Below are 19,032 nucleotides of genomic sequence, written 5' to 3' on the forward strand. Positions count from 1 at the left end.
TAATTATTCGCTAGGGAAAATACCGAGGATCATCCGATGTCCAGCATCGACCACGCAGATACGTCCCACTCCGACTCCATTTTCACCCTCTTCTCACCCCGTCTCCTGCCCGCGACACTGATGCTCGGCGGCGGCGTCACGCTCTACGCGGTCGAATCCTACATCACCGCGACGCTCGCTCCATCAATCGTTCGCGATATTGGCGGCATCGAGCTGTTTTCCTGGATGACGACGCTTTTCGTCGCGGCCGGCGTACTCGGCTCGATCACGGTTGCGACGCGACCGAGAGGCATGGGCCTGCGCGCAGTCTATGTCGCGGCGGCGCTGATATTCGGCGCCGGAAACCTGATCTGCGCCATAGCACCGACGATGCATGTCGTGCTGGCCGGCCGCGCCGTACAAGGTTACGGCGTCGGCATGCTTGCGGGCCTCGCCTATGCCTTCATTCGCTTCGTTTACCCCGAACCGATGTGGCGCAAGGCTTCCACGCTTTACGCCGCAATATGGGGCGTCGCCACTGTGCTCGGGCCGACGCTGGGCGGGATGTTCTCCGCCGGTCACGCATGGCGCGAGGCCTTCGTTATTCTCGTGCCCGTGGCCGGCCTCATGGCCCTGTCCGCACGTTGGCTGCTGCCGAAGGTCAAGGACGATCGCGCGGAGGGGAAAACGCCTCTGGTTCAGATCGCGCTTCTGCTCACCGCGGTCCTGCTGACGAGTTTTGCGAGCACAAGCGATCATGGATCCTACAAGATCCTGCTGATCGGCCTATCCGTCGCTTTCATCGCGGCAATGTTGATCTTCGAACGCAAGGGGCAAACCACGCTCCTGCCGAAGGGCGCCGTCATCCTCGCCAAGCCAATCTCCCGGCACTATCTGATGATGTTCACCATGATGCTGGTGCTGACGAGCGATATCTACATTCCTTATTTCCTGCAAAACCTGCACGGCGTTGCGCCGCTCGCCTCCGGCTATCTCGTCGCGCTGGTGGCGCTCGGCTGGACCGTGGCCGCCTTCTTCAGCGCCTCGTTTTCGGGACGGCAGGCCGCCATTGCGATCATCATCGGCTGCGTGCTTGAAACCGTCTCCACCGCGTCGCTCATTCCCTTTGTCGCCAGGAACAATCCGGCCGGCGAACTCCTTTGGCTCGCGCCCGCCGTCGTCTCCATGTTCTTGATGGGCTTTGGCGTCGGTCTCGGCTGGGGGCATCTGATCGCCAGGATCATCAGCCTTGCCGACCAAACAGAACAGGACAAGGCTTCGGCAGCCATCTCGATGGTGCAGTCGCTTGGCGGCGCCTTTGGCGCAGCACTCGCGGGCGTCATCGTCAATAGTGCCGGACTTGCCCATCCCGGCGGTATCGCCGGCAGTCTGTCGGCGGCGACATGGCTCTATGCGCTGATGGCCCTGCCCGGCCTCGTCGCCATCACCATGTCGTTCACCCTCAAGCCAGCTTCAGCATGATCTTGCCGATGTGATTGCTGGTCTCCATCAACCGATGCGCGTCGATGACGTCGTCGAAGGCGAAGGTCTTGTAGATGACGGGGGCAATCCTGCCCTCGTCGAGCAGCGGCCAGACCTGCGAGAGAAGATCGTCGCGGATGGCGCGCTTTTCCTCCGCCGTGCGCGGTCGCATGGTCGATCCCGTCACCGTTAGGCGCTTGACCATGATCGGCTGCAGGTTGGCCTTTTCGGCCACCGCGCCGCCAAGGAAGGCAATGATCGACAGGCAACCGTCCTTGGCAAGCGAGGCGAGGTTCTTTTCGAAATAGGCAGCTCCGATCATGTCGAGGATGATATCGACGCCATCACCGGTTTCCGCCTTGATCACCTCGGCGAAGTCTTCGTCCTTATAGTTGATCGCCCGTTTCGCGCCGAGCTTTTCACAGGCCTCGCATTTCTCCTTCGAGCCGGCGGTGGCATAGACCGTGGCGCCGAAGGCGTAAGCAAGCTGGATCGCCGTGGTGCCGATGCCGCTGGAGCCGCCATGGATCAGGACGCTCTCGCCTTCGGTGAGGCCCGCCATCTGGAAGAGGTTGGCCCAGACGGTAAAGAACGTCTCCGGCAGCGCCGCCGCGCGAACGGCGTCATAGCCATTCGGAAACCGCAATGCCTGGCTGGCCGGGATGGCACAATATTCGGCATAGGCTCCGCCATTAGCGAGACCGCAGACCTTGTTGCCGATGGCAAATTCCGTGACGCCGCGCGCGACGTCGACGACTTCACCGGCAACTTCCAGTCCGAGTATGGGGCTGGCATCCTTCGGCGGCGGATAGATACCCTGCCGCTGCGCCACATCCGGCCGGTTGACGCCGGTAGCCTCGACCCGAACGAGGATCTCCCCGTCTTTCAGCACCGGCAGGGGCTTGCGGGCAATAGTCATGACCTCGGGGGCACCGAAAGACGGCAAATCCACAAAACGCATTTCAGACGGCAAGCGCATGGCTCGACTCTCCTCATCCCAGTAAAGCAGTGGAGATAGTTTAGCGCATGTCGCTTGAAAAGAAGCCGGTAAGGTAGGGCGTCAATTCGTCTCGCCCAGGCTCAGGAACGAAACGCCGATTTCGCTCTCCTTCGCTCGCGCCTTGATGCCGGCGATCGAGGTGCTGACGCGGTTGATATCGTCGATGACCAGCCCTTGGGACAGCTCGAGAATGCCGATGGAGCAGCGCATCAGCGGGAACATGGCCTCGGCACCGCTGCGGTCGTGGCCGCGGATACGGCCGGCGGCGCGATCCTCAGCCGAATAGAATTCCAGAACATCGGCGTGGAAATCGGCAAGCAGCCTGTCGAGGATTTCACGCAGTTCCTCCACAGGCCAGCCGGAGACGCCGATGAAAAAATCGTCGCCACCGACATGACCGAGGAACTGGCGCTCGGCGAAGAAATAACGCCGCATCAGCGCCGCGAACAGCGAGATGGCGTGATCGCCGAGATGGAAGCCATAGGCATCGTTGAACGGCTTGAAATTGTCGAAGTCGCAATAGCAGAAGTGCCTGATCTCATCGCCATCGCGGCCGGCATTCTGCATGAAATCGTGAATGGCGCGGTTGCCCGGCAGGCCAGTCAGCGGGTTCTGATCCTGGGCGACCTTGAGCTGCTTTTCGTTGATGACCTTGATCAGCGATGCGGCCGAGACGATGCCGGCATAATGCGTGCCCTCGGTAACGATCAGGCAATCGCTGCTGTCCATATTGGCGAAGATCGCCATCAGCGTGTCGGCATCGGAATCCAGGCCGACGATCGGCGCCATTTCGACGAAATGTGAGATCGAGCGCTCATAGACTTTGTTCTTCAGGAGGTCGCGGCCGAAGGGCTGGTAGATATATTCCTTGAGCTGGTACTCGTGGATGATGCCGCGTGGCTCGCCATTGGCGTTGACGACGGGGAAATAGGCGCGACGCGGATTGCGGCGGAAGAGTTCGAAAACGCTGTCGATGCTGTCGTTCTCACCGATGGTCGGCAAAACCTCGATCTGCTTGCGGATGAGAATTTCGTCCAGAGATTGACTGTTGCGCGCCATCTTGCCGAGATCCTGCAGATGCGGAAAGGCGGGCTTCAGCTCGTTGACCAGCATCGTCGGGCGGGCGATGAACCAGCCCTGGACGAGATCGACGCCGAATTCGCGGCAGGTCAGGAATTCCGCCTCGGTCTCGATCCCCTCGGCAATGACGCGGGTGCCGAGGACATGGGCGATATTGACGATGTTTCTTAAGATATGACGCTTGCGGGCGTTGCGATCGACATTGGCGACGAAATGCCGGTCTATCTTGAGATAGTCGACGGGATAGTCGGCCAGGAGCTTCATCTCGCCATGGCCGACGCCAAAATCATCGATCGCCAGCTTGAAACCGGCATCCCGCATCTTGGCGACCAGATCGGAAAACTCCGGCACGCTGGTATTGTCGAAGCGCTCGGAGAGTTCGAAGCAGATGGAGGACGGCGCAATGCCGGTCTTCCTCATATGCTGTAGCAAACCGTCGACCAGCAGGTCACCCTGCGGGATCAGGCGAACATCGAGATTGAGGAAAAGGGTCGCGGTGCCAGCGTTGGGGAGCGTTGCGAATTTCGCCAGCGCGCGGCTGGTCACCATCTGCTCCAGCCCCAGGAGCTGGCCGGTGCGCTCGGCCTCATCGAGAATTTCGATCGGGCTGTCGAAACCGATCCGCTCCTGCCCGCGCATTAGGGCTTCATAGCCGAAGACCGTGCCCGTGCCGGCTTCGACGATTGGCTGGAAGGCATTTTCGATCACGAGTTTGGCAAGCGTGACAATCTGGTCGCTGGCATACCGGCGCAATACGCCAGGCTCAACGGCGGCAGTCAGGGACATGCCAATCTCCACTAAAGAATTTTTGATCTAAGTTTTTGAGTAAACTTCGGATTTAGCGCGTTTTCGGCCCAAGATGGGCCACAAGCATCAACGAAACCTTTCCCCTATGTGAAAGTTTCGTGAATGGTAAAAGAACGTTAACCATCAATGCAACAGCCCCGATCCGGGGATCGGCGAAACCGGCTTCGCAAGACGCGACGCCCTTGACGCTCAGTTATGCCGGTGTGTTTCCGCCTCGTAATCGGCGAACATATCGGCGACACACCGGCTGCTCTTCACCACACCATCCGGATCATTGGCCGCACGCGGCACATCGCAAATCTCGCCACGCTTGCGCGCGGCATCCCACATGCGCAAAGCCTCGCGCACGACTTCGCTGCTCGATGCATAAGCACCCGTATCGACGGCCGCTCGAATGCCGGCAGCCTGAAGCGGAGAGATGGAAACCGTTACCATCGGCATGATATTCCTCCCTTTTCGTTGTTAGGCAGAATTCTTCGCTGGAGATCCGCTCCAGGATATGGAACCGGAGCCTTCAGGACGTGTCTCCATGGACACCTCCGCTCCGGACAATGGCACCTCTCCCGGCGCCGCGTCATCCTGCATGACAGCCCGCAGAGAGTAATCCCGCTCACGCCTGTTGTCAAAAAGTCGTATTCCGTTACCGCCGGTTTGGCTCGCTTTTATCGCCTGAGCGCAAAGCCGAAAGCCATCAGTGTCCAGCCCTGAAATGTCAGGTCGACCGCGAGAAACAGGCCGAGAACCCAGAGGCTGTTGACCGGCCAGCCGAGCGCAACGGCAATGCCGGCAAGCGCCGTGACCACGCCGCCGATGACAATCCAGATCCAGCCCTTTTCCGGCTTCAGCTTACGGCCGACCCAGACACGAAACGTGCCGGCGATCAGCAAGGCGATGGCCAGAAAGAGCGTCAGCGCTTCCGACGCGAGCAAGGGATTGGCGAAGGCAAGAATACCGGCGAGCGTATAGAGCAGGCCGCTCAATATCCAGAACAGGATATGCTCCCATCCCCGCACCTGAAAGGCATGCGCCAGATGGATGATCCCGCCGATCAGCATCAGCATGCCGACGTAATAAACCGACGCGACGGTGGCGACGAAAAGATTGCCGAAGGCGATCGCGCCACAGATGAGCAAAAACACGCCGAGTGCGACAAACCACCCCCATTTGTCTCGCATTGCAGACGGGGGAACCTCATCCAGAACATTGACCATGACTGTACCTCCTCCTGCCTAAGAGTATGGCACAGAAATGCAACTCGGAAAGGGGTAGTGGATTTTCAACTCATACTCGGCCGCCAAGTGATTTTTTTATTGATTGATCAGTCAATCAAAAATACACTGCTGCGATCTCAGGGGTAAGTGATGCCGAAAGTCGGAATGGAACCGGTGCGCCGCAAGGCACTAGTGGATGCGGCGATGCGCGTGATCGGCGATCATGGCTCGCTGACCGTCACCATGTCCGAAATCGCCAAGCAGGCCGGCGTTTCCCCGGCGCTTGCGCATCACTACTTCGGCAGCAAGGAACAGTTGCTGATCGAGACCGTCCGTCATCACCTACAGCGGCTGCGCGACAGCACGGTGACGGCGATGAAGACGGCAACGGCCCCGCGGGAAAAACTGTCCGCCGTCATCCATGTCAGCTTCCACGCCGATCAATTCGCGCCGGAAACGATTGCCGCCTGGCTTGCCTTCTACGCCGAGGCGCAACGGTCCGAAGAGACCCGCCGCTTCCTCGTCATCTATGCACGGCGGCTGCGCTCCAACCTGCTTGCCAACCTCAAGGCGCTGTGCCCGCGCGAAGACGCAGAACGCATCGCCGAGGGCGCTGCCGCGATGATCGACGGGCTCTATATCCGTCAAAGTCTGAGATCAGCGCCGATCAGCATCGAGGCTTCGATCGCGCTGACGGAAGACTACATCAATTCACTGCTTGCGCCGCTTTCCCGAGAGGCCGCCGTTCAAAGGACTGAAACATGACCCTCAAAGCCCAGCCCACCGCCTCCCACTTCATCGACGGCGAATATGTCGAGGATACCGACGGCACCGTCATCGAAAGCATCTATCCGGCAACCGGTGAAGTGATCGCCCGACTGCATGCGGCCACTCCCGCCATCGTTGAACAGGCAATCGCTAGCGCCAAGCGCGCGCAGCCGGAATGGGCGGCGATGAGCCCGACAGCCCGCGGCCGCATCCTGAAGCGTGCCGCCGACATTATGCGCGAGCGCAACCGCGAGCTTTCCGAACTCGAGACGCTCGACACCGGCAAGCCGATCCAGGAAACCATCGTCGCAGACCCGACCTCCGGCGCCGATAGCTTCGAATTCTTCGGCGGCATCGCAGCCGCTGGCCTCAACGGCTCCTACATCCCGCTCGGCGGCGATTTCGCCTATACCAAGCGCGTGCCACTCGGCGTCTGCGTCGGCATCGGCGCCTGGAACTATCCGCAGCAGATCGCCTGCTGGAAGGGGGCACCCGCGCTGGTGGCCGGCAACGCCATGGTGTTCAAGCCCTCGGAAAACACACCGCTCGGCGCGCTGAAGATCGCCGAGATCCTGATCGAGGCCGGGCTGCCGAAAGGGCTCTACAATGTCATTCAGGGCGACCGCGAAACAGGGCCGCTGCTGATCAACCATCCTGACGTAGCGAAGGTATCCCTGACCGGCTCGGTGCCGACGGGCCGCAAGGTCGCGGCGGCGGCCGCCGGAAGCCTGAAGCACGTCACCATGGAGCTCGGTGGCAAGTCGCCGCTGATCGTATTCGACGACGCCGATATCGACAGCGCCATCGGCGGCGCCATGCTCGGCAATTTCTATTCGACCGGCCAGGTCTGCTCGAACGGCACGCGCGTTTTCGTCAACCGCAAGATCAAGTCCGAATTCCTGAAGCGCCTGAAGGCGCGCACCGAGGCAATGGTGATCGGCGACCCCATGGATGAGGCAACGCAAGTCGGCCCGATGGTGTCCTGGGCGCAGCGCGAGAAGGTGCTGTCCTATATTGAGAAAGGTAAGACCGAAGGCGCGACGCTGGTGGCCGGCGGCGGCATTCCCAACAATGTCTCCGGTGAAGGCTATTACGTGCAGCCGACCGTCTTTGCCGATGTCACCGACGACATGACCATCGCCCGCGAGGAGATTTTCGGGCCGGTCATGTGCGTGCTCGATTTCGATGACGAGGCCGAGGTCATTGCCCGCGCCAACGACACGGAATTTGGCCTCTCCGGCGGCGTCTTCACCGCCGACCTCACCCGCGCCCACCGCGTCGTCGACCAGCTCGAGGCCGGGACACTCTGGATCAACACCTACAATCTCTGCCCGGTCGAAATCCCCTTCGGCGGCTCCAAGCAATCCGGCTTCGGCCGCGAGAACTCGCTGGCGGCACTCGAGCACTATTCCGAGCTGAAGACGGTCTATGTCGGCATGGGACCGGTGCAGGCGCCTTATTGAACAAATTCCTTCGCCCCGTGAAACGGGGAGAAGGTGGGTTGGAGAAATCGAACGGAGTGAGATTGCGACAAGCCGGATGAGGGGCTGCTCCAAGCACGCTGCATCTAACTGCCCCGCCCCTCACCCTAGCCCTCTCCCCGCTCATGCGGGGCGAGGGAACGACCGAGCCCAGTCATTGCCTGCCAGCTCAAGAAGAACGTCCGCACAGAAAGCACCTCGTCATGCAAGCAGATTTCGTCATCATCGGCTCAGGTTCCGCCGGCTCCGCCATGGCCTCTCGCCTGTCGGAAGACGGCAAGCATACGGTCATTGTGCTGGAATTCGGCGGCAGCGATGTCGGGCCGTTCATCCAGATGCCGGCGGCGCTTGCCTGGCCGATGAGCATGGATCGCTACAATTGGGGCTATCTCTCAGAACCCGAGCCGCAACTCAACAATCGGCGCATCACGGCGCCGCGCGGCAAGGTGATCGGCGGGTCCTCGTCGATCAACGGCATGGTCTATGTCCGCGGCCACGCCGAGGATTTCAACCGCTGGGAAGAACTCGGCGCCCAAGGCTGGGCCTATGCCGATGTGCTGCCCTACTTCAAGCGGATGGAGCATTCGCATGGCGGCGAAGAGGGCTGGCGCGGCACCGACGGGCCGCTGCATGTCCGGCGCGGCGACGCTCGTAATCCGCTGTTTCATGCCTTCATCGAGGCCGGCAAGCAGGCCGGCTTCGAGGCGACGGAAGACTATAATGGCGGCAAGCAGGAAGGCTTCGGCCTGATGGAACAGACGACCTGGATGGGCCGGCGCTGGTCTGCGGCGACCGCCTATCTGAAGCCGGCGCTAAAGCGGCCGAATGTCGAACTGGTCCGCTGTTTCGCCCGCAAGGTCGTCATCGAAAACGGCCGTGCCACCGGCGTCGAGATCGAACGCGGCGGCAAGATCGAGATCGTCAAGGCAAACCGCGAAGTCGTCGTCTCGGCGTCCTCCTTCAACTCCCCGAAATTGCTAATGCTCTCCGGCATCGGTCCCGGGCAGCATCTGCAAGACATGGGCATCGAGGTGAAGGTGAACCGGCCGGGTGTCGGCGCCAATCTGCAGGACCATATGGAATTCTATTTCCAGCAGACCAGCCTGAAGCCGGTCTCGCTCTATTCCTGGCTGCCCTGGTACATGCAGGGCATTGTCGGGGCACAGTGGATGTTCTTCAAATCCGGCCTCGGCACCTCCAACCAGTTCGAGGCCTGCGCCTTCCTGCGCTCGGCGCCCGGCGTCAAGCAGCCCGATATCCAGTATCATTTCCTGCCCGTCGCGATCAGCTATGACGGCAAGGCGGCGGCCAAGAGCCACGGCTTCCAGGCGCATGTCGGCTATAACCTGTCGAAATCACGCGGGGCGGTGACGCTACGCTCCTCCGACCCCAAGGCCGATCCGGTCATCCGCTTCAACTATATGAGCCATCCGGAAGACTGGGAAAAATTCCGCCATTGCGTCCGCCTCACCCGCGAAATCTTCGAGCAGAAGGCGTTCGACGAGTATCGCGGCCCGGAGATCCAGCCCGGCCCGGACGTCCAGACCGACGACCAGATCGACGCCTTCCTGCGTGAACATCTTGAAAGCGCCTATCATCCCTGCGGCACCTGCAAGATGGGCGCGAAGGACGATCCAATGGCTGTGGTCGACCCCGACACCCGCGTCATCGGCGTCGAGGGCCTGCGCGTCGCCGACAGCTCGATCTTCCCCAGTCTCACCTACGGCAACCTCAACGGCCCTTCGATCATGACCGGCGAAAAGGCAGCCGACCATATTCTCGGCAAGCCGAGGCTGGCGCGATCGAACCAGGAGCCGTGGATCAATCCGCGCTGGGAAGTGAGCGATCGGTAGGTTTGGCGGACCTCAATGATAGTCATCTTCGCGCTGATGCCGGATTGTTGTCAGCGCGAAGAAGTTTCGGCGGTAAAGTGAAGTCTTGTAAGACAGTGTGAATATCCTGCCCCCTCGTTTTTAAGCAGACTGTTTAGAATTGAGTCCCAAGCGGACATATCGCTCAGCCCCCCCGGTTCAAAATCCCATGCCCCCCATCTACCGCAAGTCCAAACTTCTCCGCCGTTCCCGCGTGATCTGGGGATCGTACAATCTCTGGCGGCCGCGACTGGTATTCTGGACGGGGGCTTTGGCGATCGGCGTGATCAGCGTCGGTTTTGCCAAGCTGGCCGATCTGGCGCAGCACGCTTTTACTGGAGTGACGAGTAGCGGAGAATGGGGCTGGTTGTTGCCGCTGGTGCTGACGCCGCTTGGTTTTGTGCTCTCCGCCTATTTGGCGGCGACGCTGTTTCCGAATTCGCAAGGCAGCGGCATTCCGCAGGCGATCGCGGCGCGGCATCTGCACCATGACGAGGACCGCACGAAACTGCTGTCGCTCCGTCTTGCCTTCGGAAAGATCGTGCTGACCATAATCGGGCTGTTCTGCGGCGCTTCCATCGGCCGCGAGGGGCCAACCGTGCAGGTCGGCGCCTCCTTCATGCTGGCGGTTGCCCGCTTCGGCGGCATGGCGCAGGCCAAGGGGTTGATCCTGGCGGGTTCAGCGGCAGGCATTGCGGCGGCCTTCAACACGCCGCTCGCCGGCATAGTCTTTGCGATCGAGGAGATGAGCCGCACCTATGAATCGCGCGCCAACGGCCTAGTGCTGACCGCCGTCATTCTCTCGGGCCTGGCGGCGCTTGGGCTCTCCGGCAGCTATAATTATTTCGGCACGGCCAGTGCTGCGCCGGTAGCGCTTGTGGATTGGGCTCTCGTCCTGATCTGCGGCGTTGGCGGCGGCGCGCTTGGGGCGGCCTTCAGCGGCTTTGCACTTTACGCTGGCATCCGTATCCGCCGCTGGGCACAGCCGCAGCCCCTCAAGCGCATGCTGCTGCTCGCCGGCGGTTGCGGTCTTCTGGTTGCCGCCATCGGCGTCTCCTCCGGTGGCAACACCTTTGGCACCGGTTATGATCAGGCGCGTGGCGCGGTGGAAGGGCATGCCCTGCCGCTGCTCTTCTTCCTGGAAAAGCTGTTGGCAAGTTTCCTGTCGATGATCTCGGGCATTCCCGGCGGCATCTTTGCGCCGTCCCTTGCCGTCGGCGCCGGCTTTGGCAGTACGGTCGGCACGCTGATCGGCGGCAGTATCGCGCTCGCGGCGATCCTCGGCATGGCGGGCTATTTTGCTGGTGTCGTACAGGCCCCGATGACCGCCTTCGTCATCATTCTGGAAATGACGGGCGACCATCAGGCCGTGATCCCGATCATGGCGGTGTCGATGATCGGCTATGTCACCTCGCGCCTGCTGTCACGCGAGCCGCTCTATCACGGTCTGTCGCGGGTCTTCATCGCGGCGGCGATCCGGTCACGGCGCGCGGTGGAGAAGGAAGCTGGCGGAGAGCATACCGCCCACTGAGACCTATGCCAGCAGCCGGGCGACTTGCACCTCGTCTGGCGCGATTACCGCATCGGCGATGGTGGTCGAGAACAAGACCTTGCGGGTGGCGTCTGCGACCCTTGCGAAGACATGGCGGATTTCGCAGGTTTGCTCGCCGTCGCAATCCTCGCAACGGCGATAGGCGGTGATGGAAAGACAGGGCAATGGCGCGATCGGACCGTCGATGATGCGCAGGATCTCGCCGAAGGTGATCTCCTCGGCCGGCTTACGCAGGAGATAGCCTCCCTGCTTGCCGCGGCGACTGATGACGATGCCCTGATGCTTCAGGTCGAGCAGGATCTGCTCCAGGAACTTCTTCGGGATTTTCTGTTGCGTAGCAATATCGGAAATCATCATCGGCGCGCCCGCTTCGGCCTGAGCCAGAGCAGATAGCGCCCGCAACGCGTATTTTGCTTTCTGAGTGATCATTTCGAACCGCTTACACACACATACGATGCGTTGCCCGATATCTCCGGCCGCATCGTTCCGGAACTCTCAAACCCTTGGTCGACCCCATTCCGCTTCAAACACCCGAGCGCGGAAAGATTGGAGTACCAGCAACCCAGCCTTGTTTTCATTTCTTATTACTATGCCCATAGTTTAGCGCAGAATTTGGCGTTCCGCATCTTTTTCGCCATCACTTCCGATTTCCGTTTGACAAGCCGCGTGTAACTCTACTATTTCTATAGACATTAAAGCAAGCGCTCAGATATGACTAGTCTTATCTGTGCCTCTCCGTCGCCCCGCTTCAGGGGGCAAAACGCCTTGGTTAACAGCCGAGGCGGTTGCTTTTTCGCATGGGAGCGGCTTCGTGGAGATATTTGCTCCCTATCCCCTTGCTTTCGAAATCCGTTTTTCTGTCCGCTGTCCTCTCGAACTGCGATACTCGCGGCAATATCAGCACAGGATTCCCCATGACTGCCATCAATCGTATCGAAGAAGCCGGGACACTGAACAGCCGGCTGGCGGCGCTTGATCTTGCCGGCCGACTGTCGCTGGTCGCCGGCCTTGGTGGCCGCGCCGTGTTTACGACCTCCCTCGGGATCGAAGATCAGGTCATCACCGCCGAGATCGGCAATCATCGCCTGCCGATCGACGTCGTGACGCTCCAAACCGGCCGCCTCTTCCCCGAAACCCTGGCGCTGATCGACGAGACGGAAAGCCAATACGATATCCATATCAATCGCTATGAGCCGGAGCAGGCCGACATCGACGCCTATGCGGCGAAGTATGGCCTCAACGGTTTTTACGAGAGCGTCGAAGCCCGGCATGCCTGTTGTGGCGTGCGCAAGCTGAAGCCGCTTGCGCGCGCTCTTTCCGGCGCCACCATCTGGGTCACCGGCCTGCGCCGCGGCCAGTCGAACAATCGCGCCGACACGCCATTTGCCGAGTACGATCCGGAGCGCAACCTCATCAAGGTCAACCCGCTGGCCGACTGGGATATCGATGTGATCCGCACCTATGTCGCCGACAATAGCGTGCCGGTGAACCCGCTGCACCAGCGCGGCTATCCCTCGATCGGCTGCGAGCCCTGCACCCGCGCCATCAAGCCGGGCGAACCGGAGCGAGCCGGCCGCTGGTGGTGGGAAAACGACGAGACGCGCGAATGCGGCCTGCACGTTGCGGAAGAAGCCGTCGTCGCCGCGCAATGACATACCCGCCGGTTCCCGGCATCGGTTCAAGGCGCGGTTCTCGCCGCCGCCAAACCTACCGGGACCCAAAGCATCCTATTCTTTCCGGCCAGCCTTCCGGCCGGGACAAATGATTAAGTTCTGGAGTTGAAAATGCCCGATAGCCGTCCGGATACGGAACTCTCCAATCCGCAAAGCACCAAGCCGCCGCTCGACCCGCATCTGAAGGCGCTGGAAAACGAATCCATCCACATCTTCCGCGAAGTCGCGGCCGAATTCGAGCGTCCGGTGATGCTCTATTCGATCGGCAAGGATTCCTCCGTGCTGCTGCATCTGGCGCGCAAGGCCTTCTATCCCGGCCGCGTGCCCTTCCCGTTGCTGCATGTGAACACCGGCTGGAAGTTCGCCGAGATGATCACCTTCCGCGACGAGATCGTGAAGAAGTACGATCTCGACCTGATCGAGCACATCAATCCGCGCGGCAAGGCGGAGAACGTTACCCCGTTCACCCACGGCTCGGCGCTCTATACCGATATCATGAAGACGGAAGGCTTGCGCCAGGCGCTGGACGCCGGCCAGTTCGACGCCGCTTTCGGCGGTGCCCGCCGCGACGAGGAAGCATCGCGCGCCAAGGAGCGCATCTATTCCTTCCGCACGCCCGATCATCGCTGGGATCCGCGCAACCAGCGCCCGGAACTCTGGAACGTCTATAACGGCCAGATCCGCAAGGGCGAGAGCGTGCGCGTCTTCCCGCTGTCGAACTGGACCGAAGTCGATATCTGGCGCTACATCCAGGCCGAAAACATTCCGATCGTGCCGCTCTATTTCGCCGAAAAGCGCCCGGTCGTCGAGCGCGACGGCATGATGATCCTCGCGGCCGATCCGCGGCTTGAATTGTTGCCCGACGAAGTCAAGCGCGAGGAGCTTATCCGCTTCCGCACGCTCGGCTGCTTCCCGCTGACGGGCGCAATCCGCTCCACCGCCACCACCCTTGAAGATGTTATCGCAGAGCTGGAAATCGCCACGGTTTCCGAACGACAGGGCCGCGCCATCGACCGCGACCAGTCCGGCTCCATGGAAAAAAAGAAGCGCGAAGGATATTTCTGAGATGACCGCAGCCGTAACCGCAAACGTCGTCACCTTACCCGCAGCCGAGCCCCTCAAGGCTGCGCGCGATACGCGTCCGCTTCGCCTGATCACCTGCGGCAGCGTCGATGACGGCAAATCCACGCTGATCGGCCGACTGCTCTGGGACACCAAGGCCGTCAAGGAAGACCAGGCCGCCACGCTGCAGCGCGATTCCACCGGCAAGCAGAACGATCTCGGGCTGCCCGACTTCGCGCTGCTGCTCGACGGCCTACAGGCCGAGCGTGAACAGGGCATCACCATCGATGTCGCCTATCGCTACTTCTCGACCGACAACCGCTCCTTCATCGTCGCCGACACCCCCGGCCATGAGCAGTACACCCGCAACATGGCGACGGGCGCCTCCACCGCCGATCTCGCCATTCTGCTGATCGACGCGCGCTTGGGCATTCTCGAGCAGACGCGCCGCCACGCAACGATCGCCTCGTTGCTCGGCATCAAGCAGTTTGTGCTGGCCGTCAACAAGATCGATCTAACGAATTACGATCGCGCCGGCTTCGAGAAGATCTCGCATGATTTCCGCGAATTCGCGCTGTCGCTCGGCGTCAAGCAGATCACCGCCATCCCGATGTCGGCGCTGAAAGGCGAAAACGTCGTCTATTCCGGCCAGGCCGCCATGCCCTGGTACAACGGCCCGACGCTGGTCGAGACGCTGGAGTTTGCCACGGTGCGCTCGGCTCAATCAGTCGGTTTCCGCCTGTCCGTCCAGCGCGTGTCGCGCCCCGGCGAGAGCTTTCGTGGCTATCAGGGCACGGTTGCCGGCGGCTCGGTGAAGCCGGGCGACAGCGTCATGATCCTGCCGTCGGGCATGGTTGCCAACGTCTCGAAGATCGTCACCTTCGATCTGGTGCGCAATGCAGCCGTCGCCGGCGATGCGATCACGCTCGTGCTCGACCGCCAGGTCGATGTCTCCCGCGGTGACATGATCGTCGCCATCGACAGCCAGCCGCAATCCGGCCTTGCCTTCGACGCGCAGATCGTCGCACTGCAGCCGGAAGGCATCGAGCCCGGCAAACGTTACTGGCTGAAGAGCGGCAGCCGCCGCCAGCGCGTGCAGGTGCAGCCGATTGCGCAGCTCGAGCTGAAGACCGGCGCCTGGGCACCGGCGCAGGCACTCTGGATGAATGCCATTGGCAAGGTTCGCCTTTCCTTCGATGAAGCCGCCGTCTTCGATCCTTACGATCAGAACCGCTCGACCGGCTCCTTCATCCTGATCGATCCGGACAGCAACAACACGATCGCCGGCGGCATGATCACCGGCAAGCGCACCGATCTCGGCGGCATCCACAAGGAGGGCCAGCGCGTTCTCCTGTCGCTGCCGGCCGATCTCGCCGACCAGATCATGGCGAGCGAACTCTTCGCCAGCCGCCGAGACGAGACGGAAGTCCGTCGCGTCACCGCCGCGCAAGCCGCCGATATCTGGGCGAACGCGGCCAGCGATATCTGATCGAAGCAGGCAGGGCCAATATGGCCCTGCCGTTCACAGACCGCGAAAATCCGGATTTCCAGCTCCGGCTCAGCTCAAAATTTCGCGCAGCGACGCCACGAGCCGATCGCATTCGGCGTCTGTCCCGATAGTGATGCGCAGGAAATCGCTAATCCGCTCCCCTGAAAAGCGCCTTATCAGAATTCCCCGGCTCCTCAATTGCGCAGCCAAGTCCGCACCCGATTTACCCGGATGCCGCGCGAACAGGAAATTGGCGGATGAGGGAAGAACGTGGAACCCGAGCTCTTTCAGAGCGACAGCCAAGCGCTCCCGGCTGGCAATAATCAGGGCGCGATGGTTCTCGAACCAGTCTTGATCTTCCCAAGCCGCGATTGCACCTGCCAGGGCGAGCCTGTCGATAGGATAGGAATTGAAGCTGTCCTTGACCCGTTCCAAAGCCTCTATCAGCGGTCTTTGTCCGATGGCAAAGCCAACGCGAAGTCCGGCAAGACCACGAGACTTCGAGAGTGTCTGAATCACAAGGAGATTTGGGTATTTGCGAACAAGCGGAATAGCGCTCGTGCCGCCGAAATCGACATAGGCTTCGTCGACGACCACCACCTGATCGGCATGGTTTTCAAGCAGAGTGTCTATATCCGCCAGAGGTCTGGCAATTCCGGTCGGAGCGTTGGGATTGGGCAGGATGATCGCACCGCAAGGCTGCCTGTAATCATCAACGCGAACCTGCATCTCGGCATCGAGCGGGATTTCACGAAACTTGATTCCGTACAGACGGCAGTATGTCGGATAAAAGCTGTATGTGACATCCGGAAAAAGCAGCGGCTCTTCATGATTCAAGAGTGCCTGGAAGGTATGCGCCAGAACTTCATCCGACCCGTTGCCCACAAACACCTCGTTCCGATCGAGCCCAAAGCTTTCGGCGATTGCGGCACGCAACCGTAGCGCCGTCGGATCCGGGTAGAGACGAAGAGTGTCGGTCGTAGCCCGCGAAATCGCGGCAAGAGCCAAAGGAGAAGGACCGTAAGGGTTTTCGTTGGTGTTCAACTTGATCAAATCGCCCGTGGCCGGCTGTTCGCCGGCGACATAAGGGGTCAAGGAATGAACAATCGGACTCCAGAAACGGCTCATCGTGATTTCCAAATCTTGGCGGGTACAGGCGGGTTTGGTATCGCTTGGTTCAGTTTTACGGACTTATGTAGCAAATGCACCGTCGAACGGCATATTTTGGCGCGCAGCGGTCGTCAGATATCTGAGCCTGACAAGAAGGGCGCTGCTTCAATCGGAGCCCCGGAGCGGGATGAGCGATAGCAACGCGAAGGTCGAAATCGTTGCGCCCGCTATCGCCAGCGGCCAGAGACCAACAGAAATGTATGGAGCGACAGCGGTCGTCCCAACCGCAGCGATGCCCAAAATCGCCGCGATAACAATGGCCGCGGCACGCGAATGATCTCCGCGGGCAGCGGTTATTGCCCGATGAAACCCTATCGGTCCTCGGATGCCGAACCCGAAATTCACGACCATCCACATTGGGACAAGAACGTAAAGACTGCTTCCGTCGGCGAGTGCGTAGGCAAGGATTGCTAGAAACGCGAGAGGCATGATCGCTGTGCCCGTCCGGATCGTCCTCAAGGTGCCAAATTTCACCGCGAGCCACGCGGAAGAATTCGCTGCGAGAATGAATGTGGCGATGCCGAAGACCTGGAGGACGACGAAATCCTCGATCCCCTTACCCAGGGGGCCGGTCAATACGGCCGGCGCACCAAAGACGAAAACAAGTAAGGCGCCCAACGAAAGAGCCTGGCTCAATGCGTAGCTGACAAATCCAAGATTTTTCAGAATGGCCAGGTAGCCGCTATGATGTTGAAGGGCCTGCGATTGACGCGGGAAATATGCGCGTTGCGAGAAAGTGGCTGCGCCTACCAGCACCGTAAGGACTGCTAATAGGACGAAGGAAAGCTTCCAGCTTCCGATCTCCAGCAAATAAGCTCCGACGATTGGTGCCAGTGCGGGCGCCAATGATTCGATGGAACCGAGCCGTCCCATGGCCGAAGCGGCTCTATCATGCGAATAAAGACCTTGAATGAAACCGGGAGCGAATACAGCGGGACCCGATCCAAACGCACCTTGAGCAAAGCGCAGAACAATCAGCCACTCGATTGAAGGGGATGCCACGGCGGCCAAGGAGGCTATCCCGAACAACGCAAGTGACGAAATCAACAACACACATGGATCAAATCTCGCGCCAAGTTCGCCAAAGGTGAGAAGCCCAATCAGCGTGCCGAAAGCATAGGATGCAAGGACGAGCTGTGCGACCTCCACGCTTCCTCCAAGCTGCAATGGTAAGCTTGGCACGGCTGGAAGCACCAAATCGGTCCCGGCAATACCGAGAACGGTTCCGCTGGCGATCAGGATGAATAAGACTGACGTTTTCGAGGTCGTAGACATCATTCTCTGGTATCAGAGCCAAACATAACGACCAATCGCGTCGCATTAATTTCTGCTATTCAATTATTTGATCTTTCCAGCCGGATCAGTAGGCGAAACCCCGCAGGTTTTTGCAAAAAGCCTTTCGCTCAGAAAATCGACAAAGACGCGGACCTTTGGAGATAGATGGCGGTTCGATGGCCAGAGCAGGTGGAAATGGCTAGGTCCGTCGATGTGATCGTCGAGCACCGTATGCAGCTTGCCTTCGCTGAGCGGACTGCGCGCGAGAAAATCCGGCATGCATCCGATGCCGAGGCCGCTGATGACGGCGCCGCGCAGGGCCTCCATATTGTTGCAGGATAGAGCCGTTTTCATGCGCAATTCCGGCCCGCCATCCGGCAGGGTCAAGGGCCAACTCTGCAGCTTGCCGCTGTTCGGGAAGCGAAACCGGATCGCCAGGTGATCGTCGAGGTCTCGTGGGCAACCCGGGACGCCGTGACGCTCGAGATAGGCGGGGGCAGCGCAAAGCAGCATCTGGAACGGCCGCAGGGTCCGCGACATCAGCCGCGAGTCCGGCAGATCGCCGCTGCGGATCGCGACATCGACGCCCTCTTCGATCATATCAACGATGCGATCGTTGAAATCGATATCGAGTTCGACTTCCGGGTAACGGGCAAGGAATTCCGGCAGCACCGGCAGCAGGAAATGGTAGCTGACAATGGGAACGCTGACGCGCAGCCGCCCGCGCGGCACGGCCACCGCCTGGGCAAGCGAAGCCTGGGCATCGTCCAGATCGTCCAGCACACGCCGGCAGCGTTCATGGAAAAGACGTCCCTCCTCGGTCAGGCGAATGCTGCGGGTCGAGCGCTGCATCAGTCGCACACCGAGCTGCCGTTCGAGATTGGTCACCGCCTTGCCGACGGCGGAGGCTGAAAGGCCAAGCACGCGCCCGGCGGCGGCAAAGCTGCCGAGGTCGGCGCTTCGCACAAAGGCATTCAGGCCGCTTAACCGATCCATCTTCTTTCCATTCGATCGTTTTTTTCCGGTATATATGGAAACTTAGCCCCATTTTCAGTCAATTGCATCAAAACTATCTTGCGTGGGTACTCCGATGCTCCCGCAGATGATGACGATCGCCGTTGAAGGCGGCTCG

At 60.5% G+C, this 19,032-nt stretch carries 16 protein-coding genes; 8 read left to right on the forward strand and 8 right to left on the reverse strand.

Going from position 1 to position 19,032, the window contains the following annotated elements:
* Window positions 1-36 precede the first annotated feature (36 nt).
* Window positions 37-1,461: an MFS transporter gene (locus EX00_RS22880; protein ID WP_047463323.1), complete on the forward strand. Its 1,425-nt coding sequence runs from the start codon at window positions 37-39 to the stop codon at window positions 1,459-1,461.
* Here EX00_RS22880 and EX00_RS22885 read toward each other — a convergent pair.
* The 4 genes from EX00_RS22885 to EX00_RS22900 form a co-directional block, all read right to left on the reverse strand.
* A complete protein-coding gene (locus EX00_RS22885; protein WP_047463326.1) occupies window positions 1,442-2,440 on the reverse strand; it encodes an NAD(P)H-quinone oxidoreductase in 999 nt (332 codons plus the stop codon). The genes EX00_RS22880 and EX00_RS22885 overlap by 20 nt on opposite strands.
* Before the next feature lie 81 nt (window positions 2,441-2,521).
* Window positions 2,522-4,327 (reverse strand): GGDEF domain-containing protein, encoded by a 1,806-nt coding sequence (locus EX00_RS22890; RefSeq protein WP_047463329.1) that lies wholly within the window; start codon window positions 4,325-4,327, stop codon window positions 2,522-2,524.
* Between the two features lie 210 nt (window positions 4,328-4,537).
* Window positions 4,538-4,789, reverse strand: coding sequence for a ribbon-helix-helix domain-containing protein (locus tag EX00_RS22895; RefSeq protein ID WP_047463332.1), 252 nt, complete (start codon window positions 4,787-4,789; stop codon window positions 4,538-4,540).
* Window positions 4,790-5,010: 221 nt separating this feature from the next.
* On the reverse strand, window positions 5,011-5,559 hold the full coding sequence (locus EX00_RS22900; protein ID WP_047463336.1) for an HdeD family acid-resistance protein: 549 nt from the start codon (window positions 5,557-5,559) through the stop codon (window positions 5,011-5,013).
* A 150-nt stretch (window positions 5,560-5,709) separates the two neighbouring features.
* Between EX00_RS22900 and betI the strand changes: the two genes are divergently transcribed.
* The 4 genes from betI (at window position 5,710) to EX00_RS22920 (ending at window position 11,210) form a co-directional block, all read left to right on the forward strand.
* Window positions 5,710-6,324: a transcriptional regulator BetI gene (betI, locus tag EX00_RS22905; RefSeq protein ID WP_047463339.1), complete on the forward strand. Its 615-nt coding sequence runs from the start codon at window positions 5,710-5,712 to the stop codon at window positions 6,322-6,324.
* A complete protein-coding gene (betB, locus tag EX00_RS22910; RefSeq protein ID WP_047463341.1) occupies window positions 6,321-7,790 on the forward strand; it encodes a betaine-aldehyde dehydrogenase in 1,470 nt (489 codons plus the stop codon). Before betI ends, betB begins: the two co-directional genes overlap by 4 nt.
* Before the next feature lie 221 nt (window positions 7,791-8,011).
* Window positions 8,012-9,661, forward strand: a complete 1,650-nt coding sequence (betA, locus tag EX00_RS22915; RefSeq protein WP_047463344.1) for a choline dehydrogenase — start codon at window positions 8,012-8,014, stop codon at window positions 9,659-9,661.
* Between the two features lie 187 nt (window positions 9,662-9,848).
* On the forward strand, window positions 9,849-11,210 hold the full coding sequence (locus EX00_RS22920) for a chloride channel protein (RefSeq protein WP_047463346.1): 1,362 nt from the start codon (window positions 9,849-9,851) through the stop codon (window positions 11,208-11,210).
* A gap of 3 nt (window positions 11,211-11,213) precedes the next feature.
* On the opposite strand, the gene EX00_RS22925 is transcribed toward EX00_RS22920, so the two are convergent.
* Complete coding sequence (locus EX00_RS22925; protein WP_047463349.1) at window positions 11,214-11,660, reverse strand: RrF2 family transcriptional regulator; 447 nt, start codon at window positions 11,658-11,660, stop codon at window positions 11,214-11,216.
* Between the two features lie 485 nt (window positions 11,661-12,145).
* Here EX00_RS22925 and EX00_RS22930 point away from each other — a divergent pair, with 485 nt between their 5' ends.
* From EX00_RS22930 to cysN, 3 genes are all read left to right on the forward strand, one after another.
* Window positions 12,146-12,883 carry a phosphoadenylyl-sulfate reductase gene (locus EX00_RS22930; protein ID WP_047463841.1) on the forward strand — a complete coding sequence of 246 codons (738 nt, stop codon included), beginning with the start codon at window positions 12,146-12,148 and terminating at the stop codon, window positions 12,881-12,883.
* 132 nt (window positions 12,884-13,015) lie between these two features.
* Window positions 13,016-13,969 (forward strand): sulfate adenylyltransferase subunit CysD, encoded by a 954-nt coding sequence (gene cysD / locus EX00_RS22935; RefSeq protein WP_012651087.1) that lies wholly within the window; start codon window positions 13,016-13,018, stop codon window positions 13,967-13,969.
* 1 nt (window position 13,970) lies between these two features.
* Entirely contained in the window at window positions 13,971-15,455 is a 1,485-nt protein-coding gene (gene cysN, locus EX00_RS22940) for a sulfate adenylyltransferase subunit CysN (RefSeq protein WP_047463354.1), read from the forward strand.
* 69 nt (window positions 15,456-15,524) lie between these two features.
* On the opposite strand, the gene hisC is transcribed toward cysN, so the two are convergent.
* The 3 genes from hisC to EX00_RS22955 all read right to left on the reverse strand — a co-directional run bounded on the left by hisC (window position 15,525) and on the right by EX00_RS22955 (window position 18,896).
* Entirely contained in the window at window positions 15,525-16,583 is a 1,059-nt protein-coding gene (gene hisC, locus EX00_RS22945) for a histidinol-phosphate transaminase (RefSeq protein ID WP_047463357.1), read from the reverse strand.
* 147 nt (window positions 16,584-16,730) lie between these two features.
* On the reverse strand, window positions 16,731-17,900 hold the full coding sequence (locus EX00_RS22950; protein ID WP_047463842.1) for an MFS transporter: 1,170 nt from the start codon (window positions 17,898-17,900) through the stop codon (window positions 16,731-16,733).
* A gap of 63 nt (window positions 17,901-17,963) precedes the next feature.
* Window positions 17,964-18,896 (reverse strand): LysR family transcriptional regulator, encoded by a 933-nt coding sequence (locus tag EX00_RS22955; RefSeq protein WP_047463359.1) that lies wholly within the window; start codon window positions 18,894-18,896, stop codon window positions 17,964-17,966.
* Between the last annotated feature and the right edge of the window lie 136 nt (window positions 18,897-19,032).

The organism is Martinezella rhizogenes (genome assembly GCF_000799715.1).
Taxonomy (GTDB): Bacteria; Pseudomonadota; Alphaproteobacteria; order Rhizobiales; family Rhizobiaceae; genus Rhizobium; species Rhizobium rhizogenes_C.

What these genes read in the sequence shown, in the direction of transcription:
- EX00_RS22880 (WP_047463323.1), top strand. Translation starts at nt 37, where the DNA reads ATGTCCAGCATCGACCACGCAGATACGTCCCACTCCGACTCCATTTTC.
- EX00_RS22885 (WP_047463326.1), bottom strand. Translation starts at nt 2,440, where the DNA reads ATGCGCTTGCCGTCTGAAATGCGTTTTGTGGATTTGCCGTCTTTCGGT.
- EX00_RS22890 (WP_047463329.1), bottom strand. Translation starts at nt 4,327, where the DNA reads ATGTCCCTGACTGCCGCCGTTGAGCCTGGCGTATTGCGCCGGTATGCC.
- EX00_RS22895 (WP_047463332.1), bottom strand. Translation starts at nt 4,789, where the DNA reads ATGCCGATGGTAACGGTTTCCATCTCTCCGCTTCAGGCTGCCGGCATT.
- EX00_RS22900 (WP_047463336.1), bottom strand. Translation starts at nt 5,559, where the DNA reads ATGGTCAATGTTCTGGATGAGGTTCCCCCGTCTGCAATGCGAGACAAA.
- betI (WP_047463339.1), top strand. Translation starts at nt 5,710, where the DNA reads ATGCCGAAAGTCGGAATGGAACCGGTGCGCCGCAAGGCACTAGTGGAT.
- betB (WP_047463341.1), top strand. Translation starts at nt 6,321, where the DNA reads ATGACCCTCAAAGCCCAGCCCACCGCCTCCCACTTCATCGACGGCGAA.
- betA (WP_047463344.1), top strand. Translation starts at nt 8,012, where the DNA reads ATGCAAGCAGATTTCGTCATCATCGGCTCAGGTTCCGCCGGCTCCGCC.
- EX00_RS22920 (WP_047463346.1), top strand. Translation starts at nt 9,849, where the DNA reads ATGCCCCCCATCTACCGCAAGTCCAAACTTCTCCGCCGTTCCCGCGTG.
- EX00_RS22925 (WP_047463349.1), bottom strand. Translation starts at nt 11,660, where the DNA reads ATGATCACTCAGAAAGCAAAATACGCGTTGCGGGCGCTATCTGCTCTG.
- EX00_RS22930 (WP_047463841.1), top strand. Translation starts at nt 12,146, where the DNA reads ATGACTGCCATCAATCGTATCGAAGAAGCCGGGACACTGAACAGCCGG.
- cysD (WP_012651087.1), top strand. Translation starts at nt 13,016, where the DNA reads ATGCCCGATAGCCGTCCGGATACGGAACTCTCCAATCCGCAAAGCACC.
- cysN (WP_047463354.1), top strand. Translation starts at nt 13,971, where the DNA reads ATGACCGCAGCCGTAACCGCAAACGTCGTCACCTTACCCGCAGCCGAG.
- hisC (WP_047463357.1), bottom strand. Translation starts at nt 16,583, where the DNA reads ATGAGCCGTTTCTGGAGTCCGATTGTTCATTCCTTGACCCCTTATGTC.
- EX00_RS22950 (WP_047463842.1), bottom strand. Translation starts at nt 17,900, where the DNA reads ATGTCTACGACCTCGAAAACGTCAGTCTTATTCATCCTGATCGCCAGC.
- EX00_RS22955 (WP_047463359.1), bottom strand. Translation starts at nt 18,896, where the DNA reads ATGGATCGGTTAAGCGGCCTGAATGCCTTTGTGCGAAGCGCCGACCTC.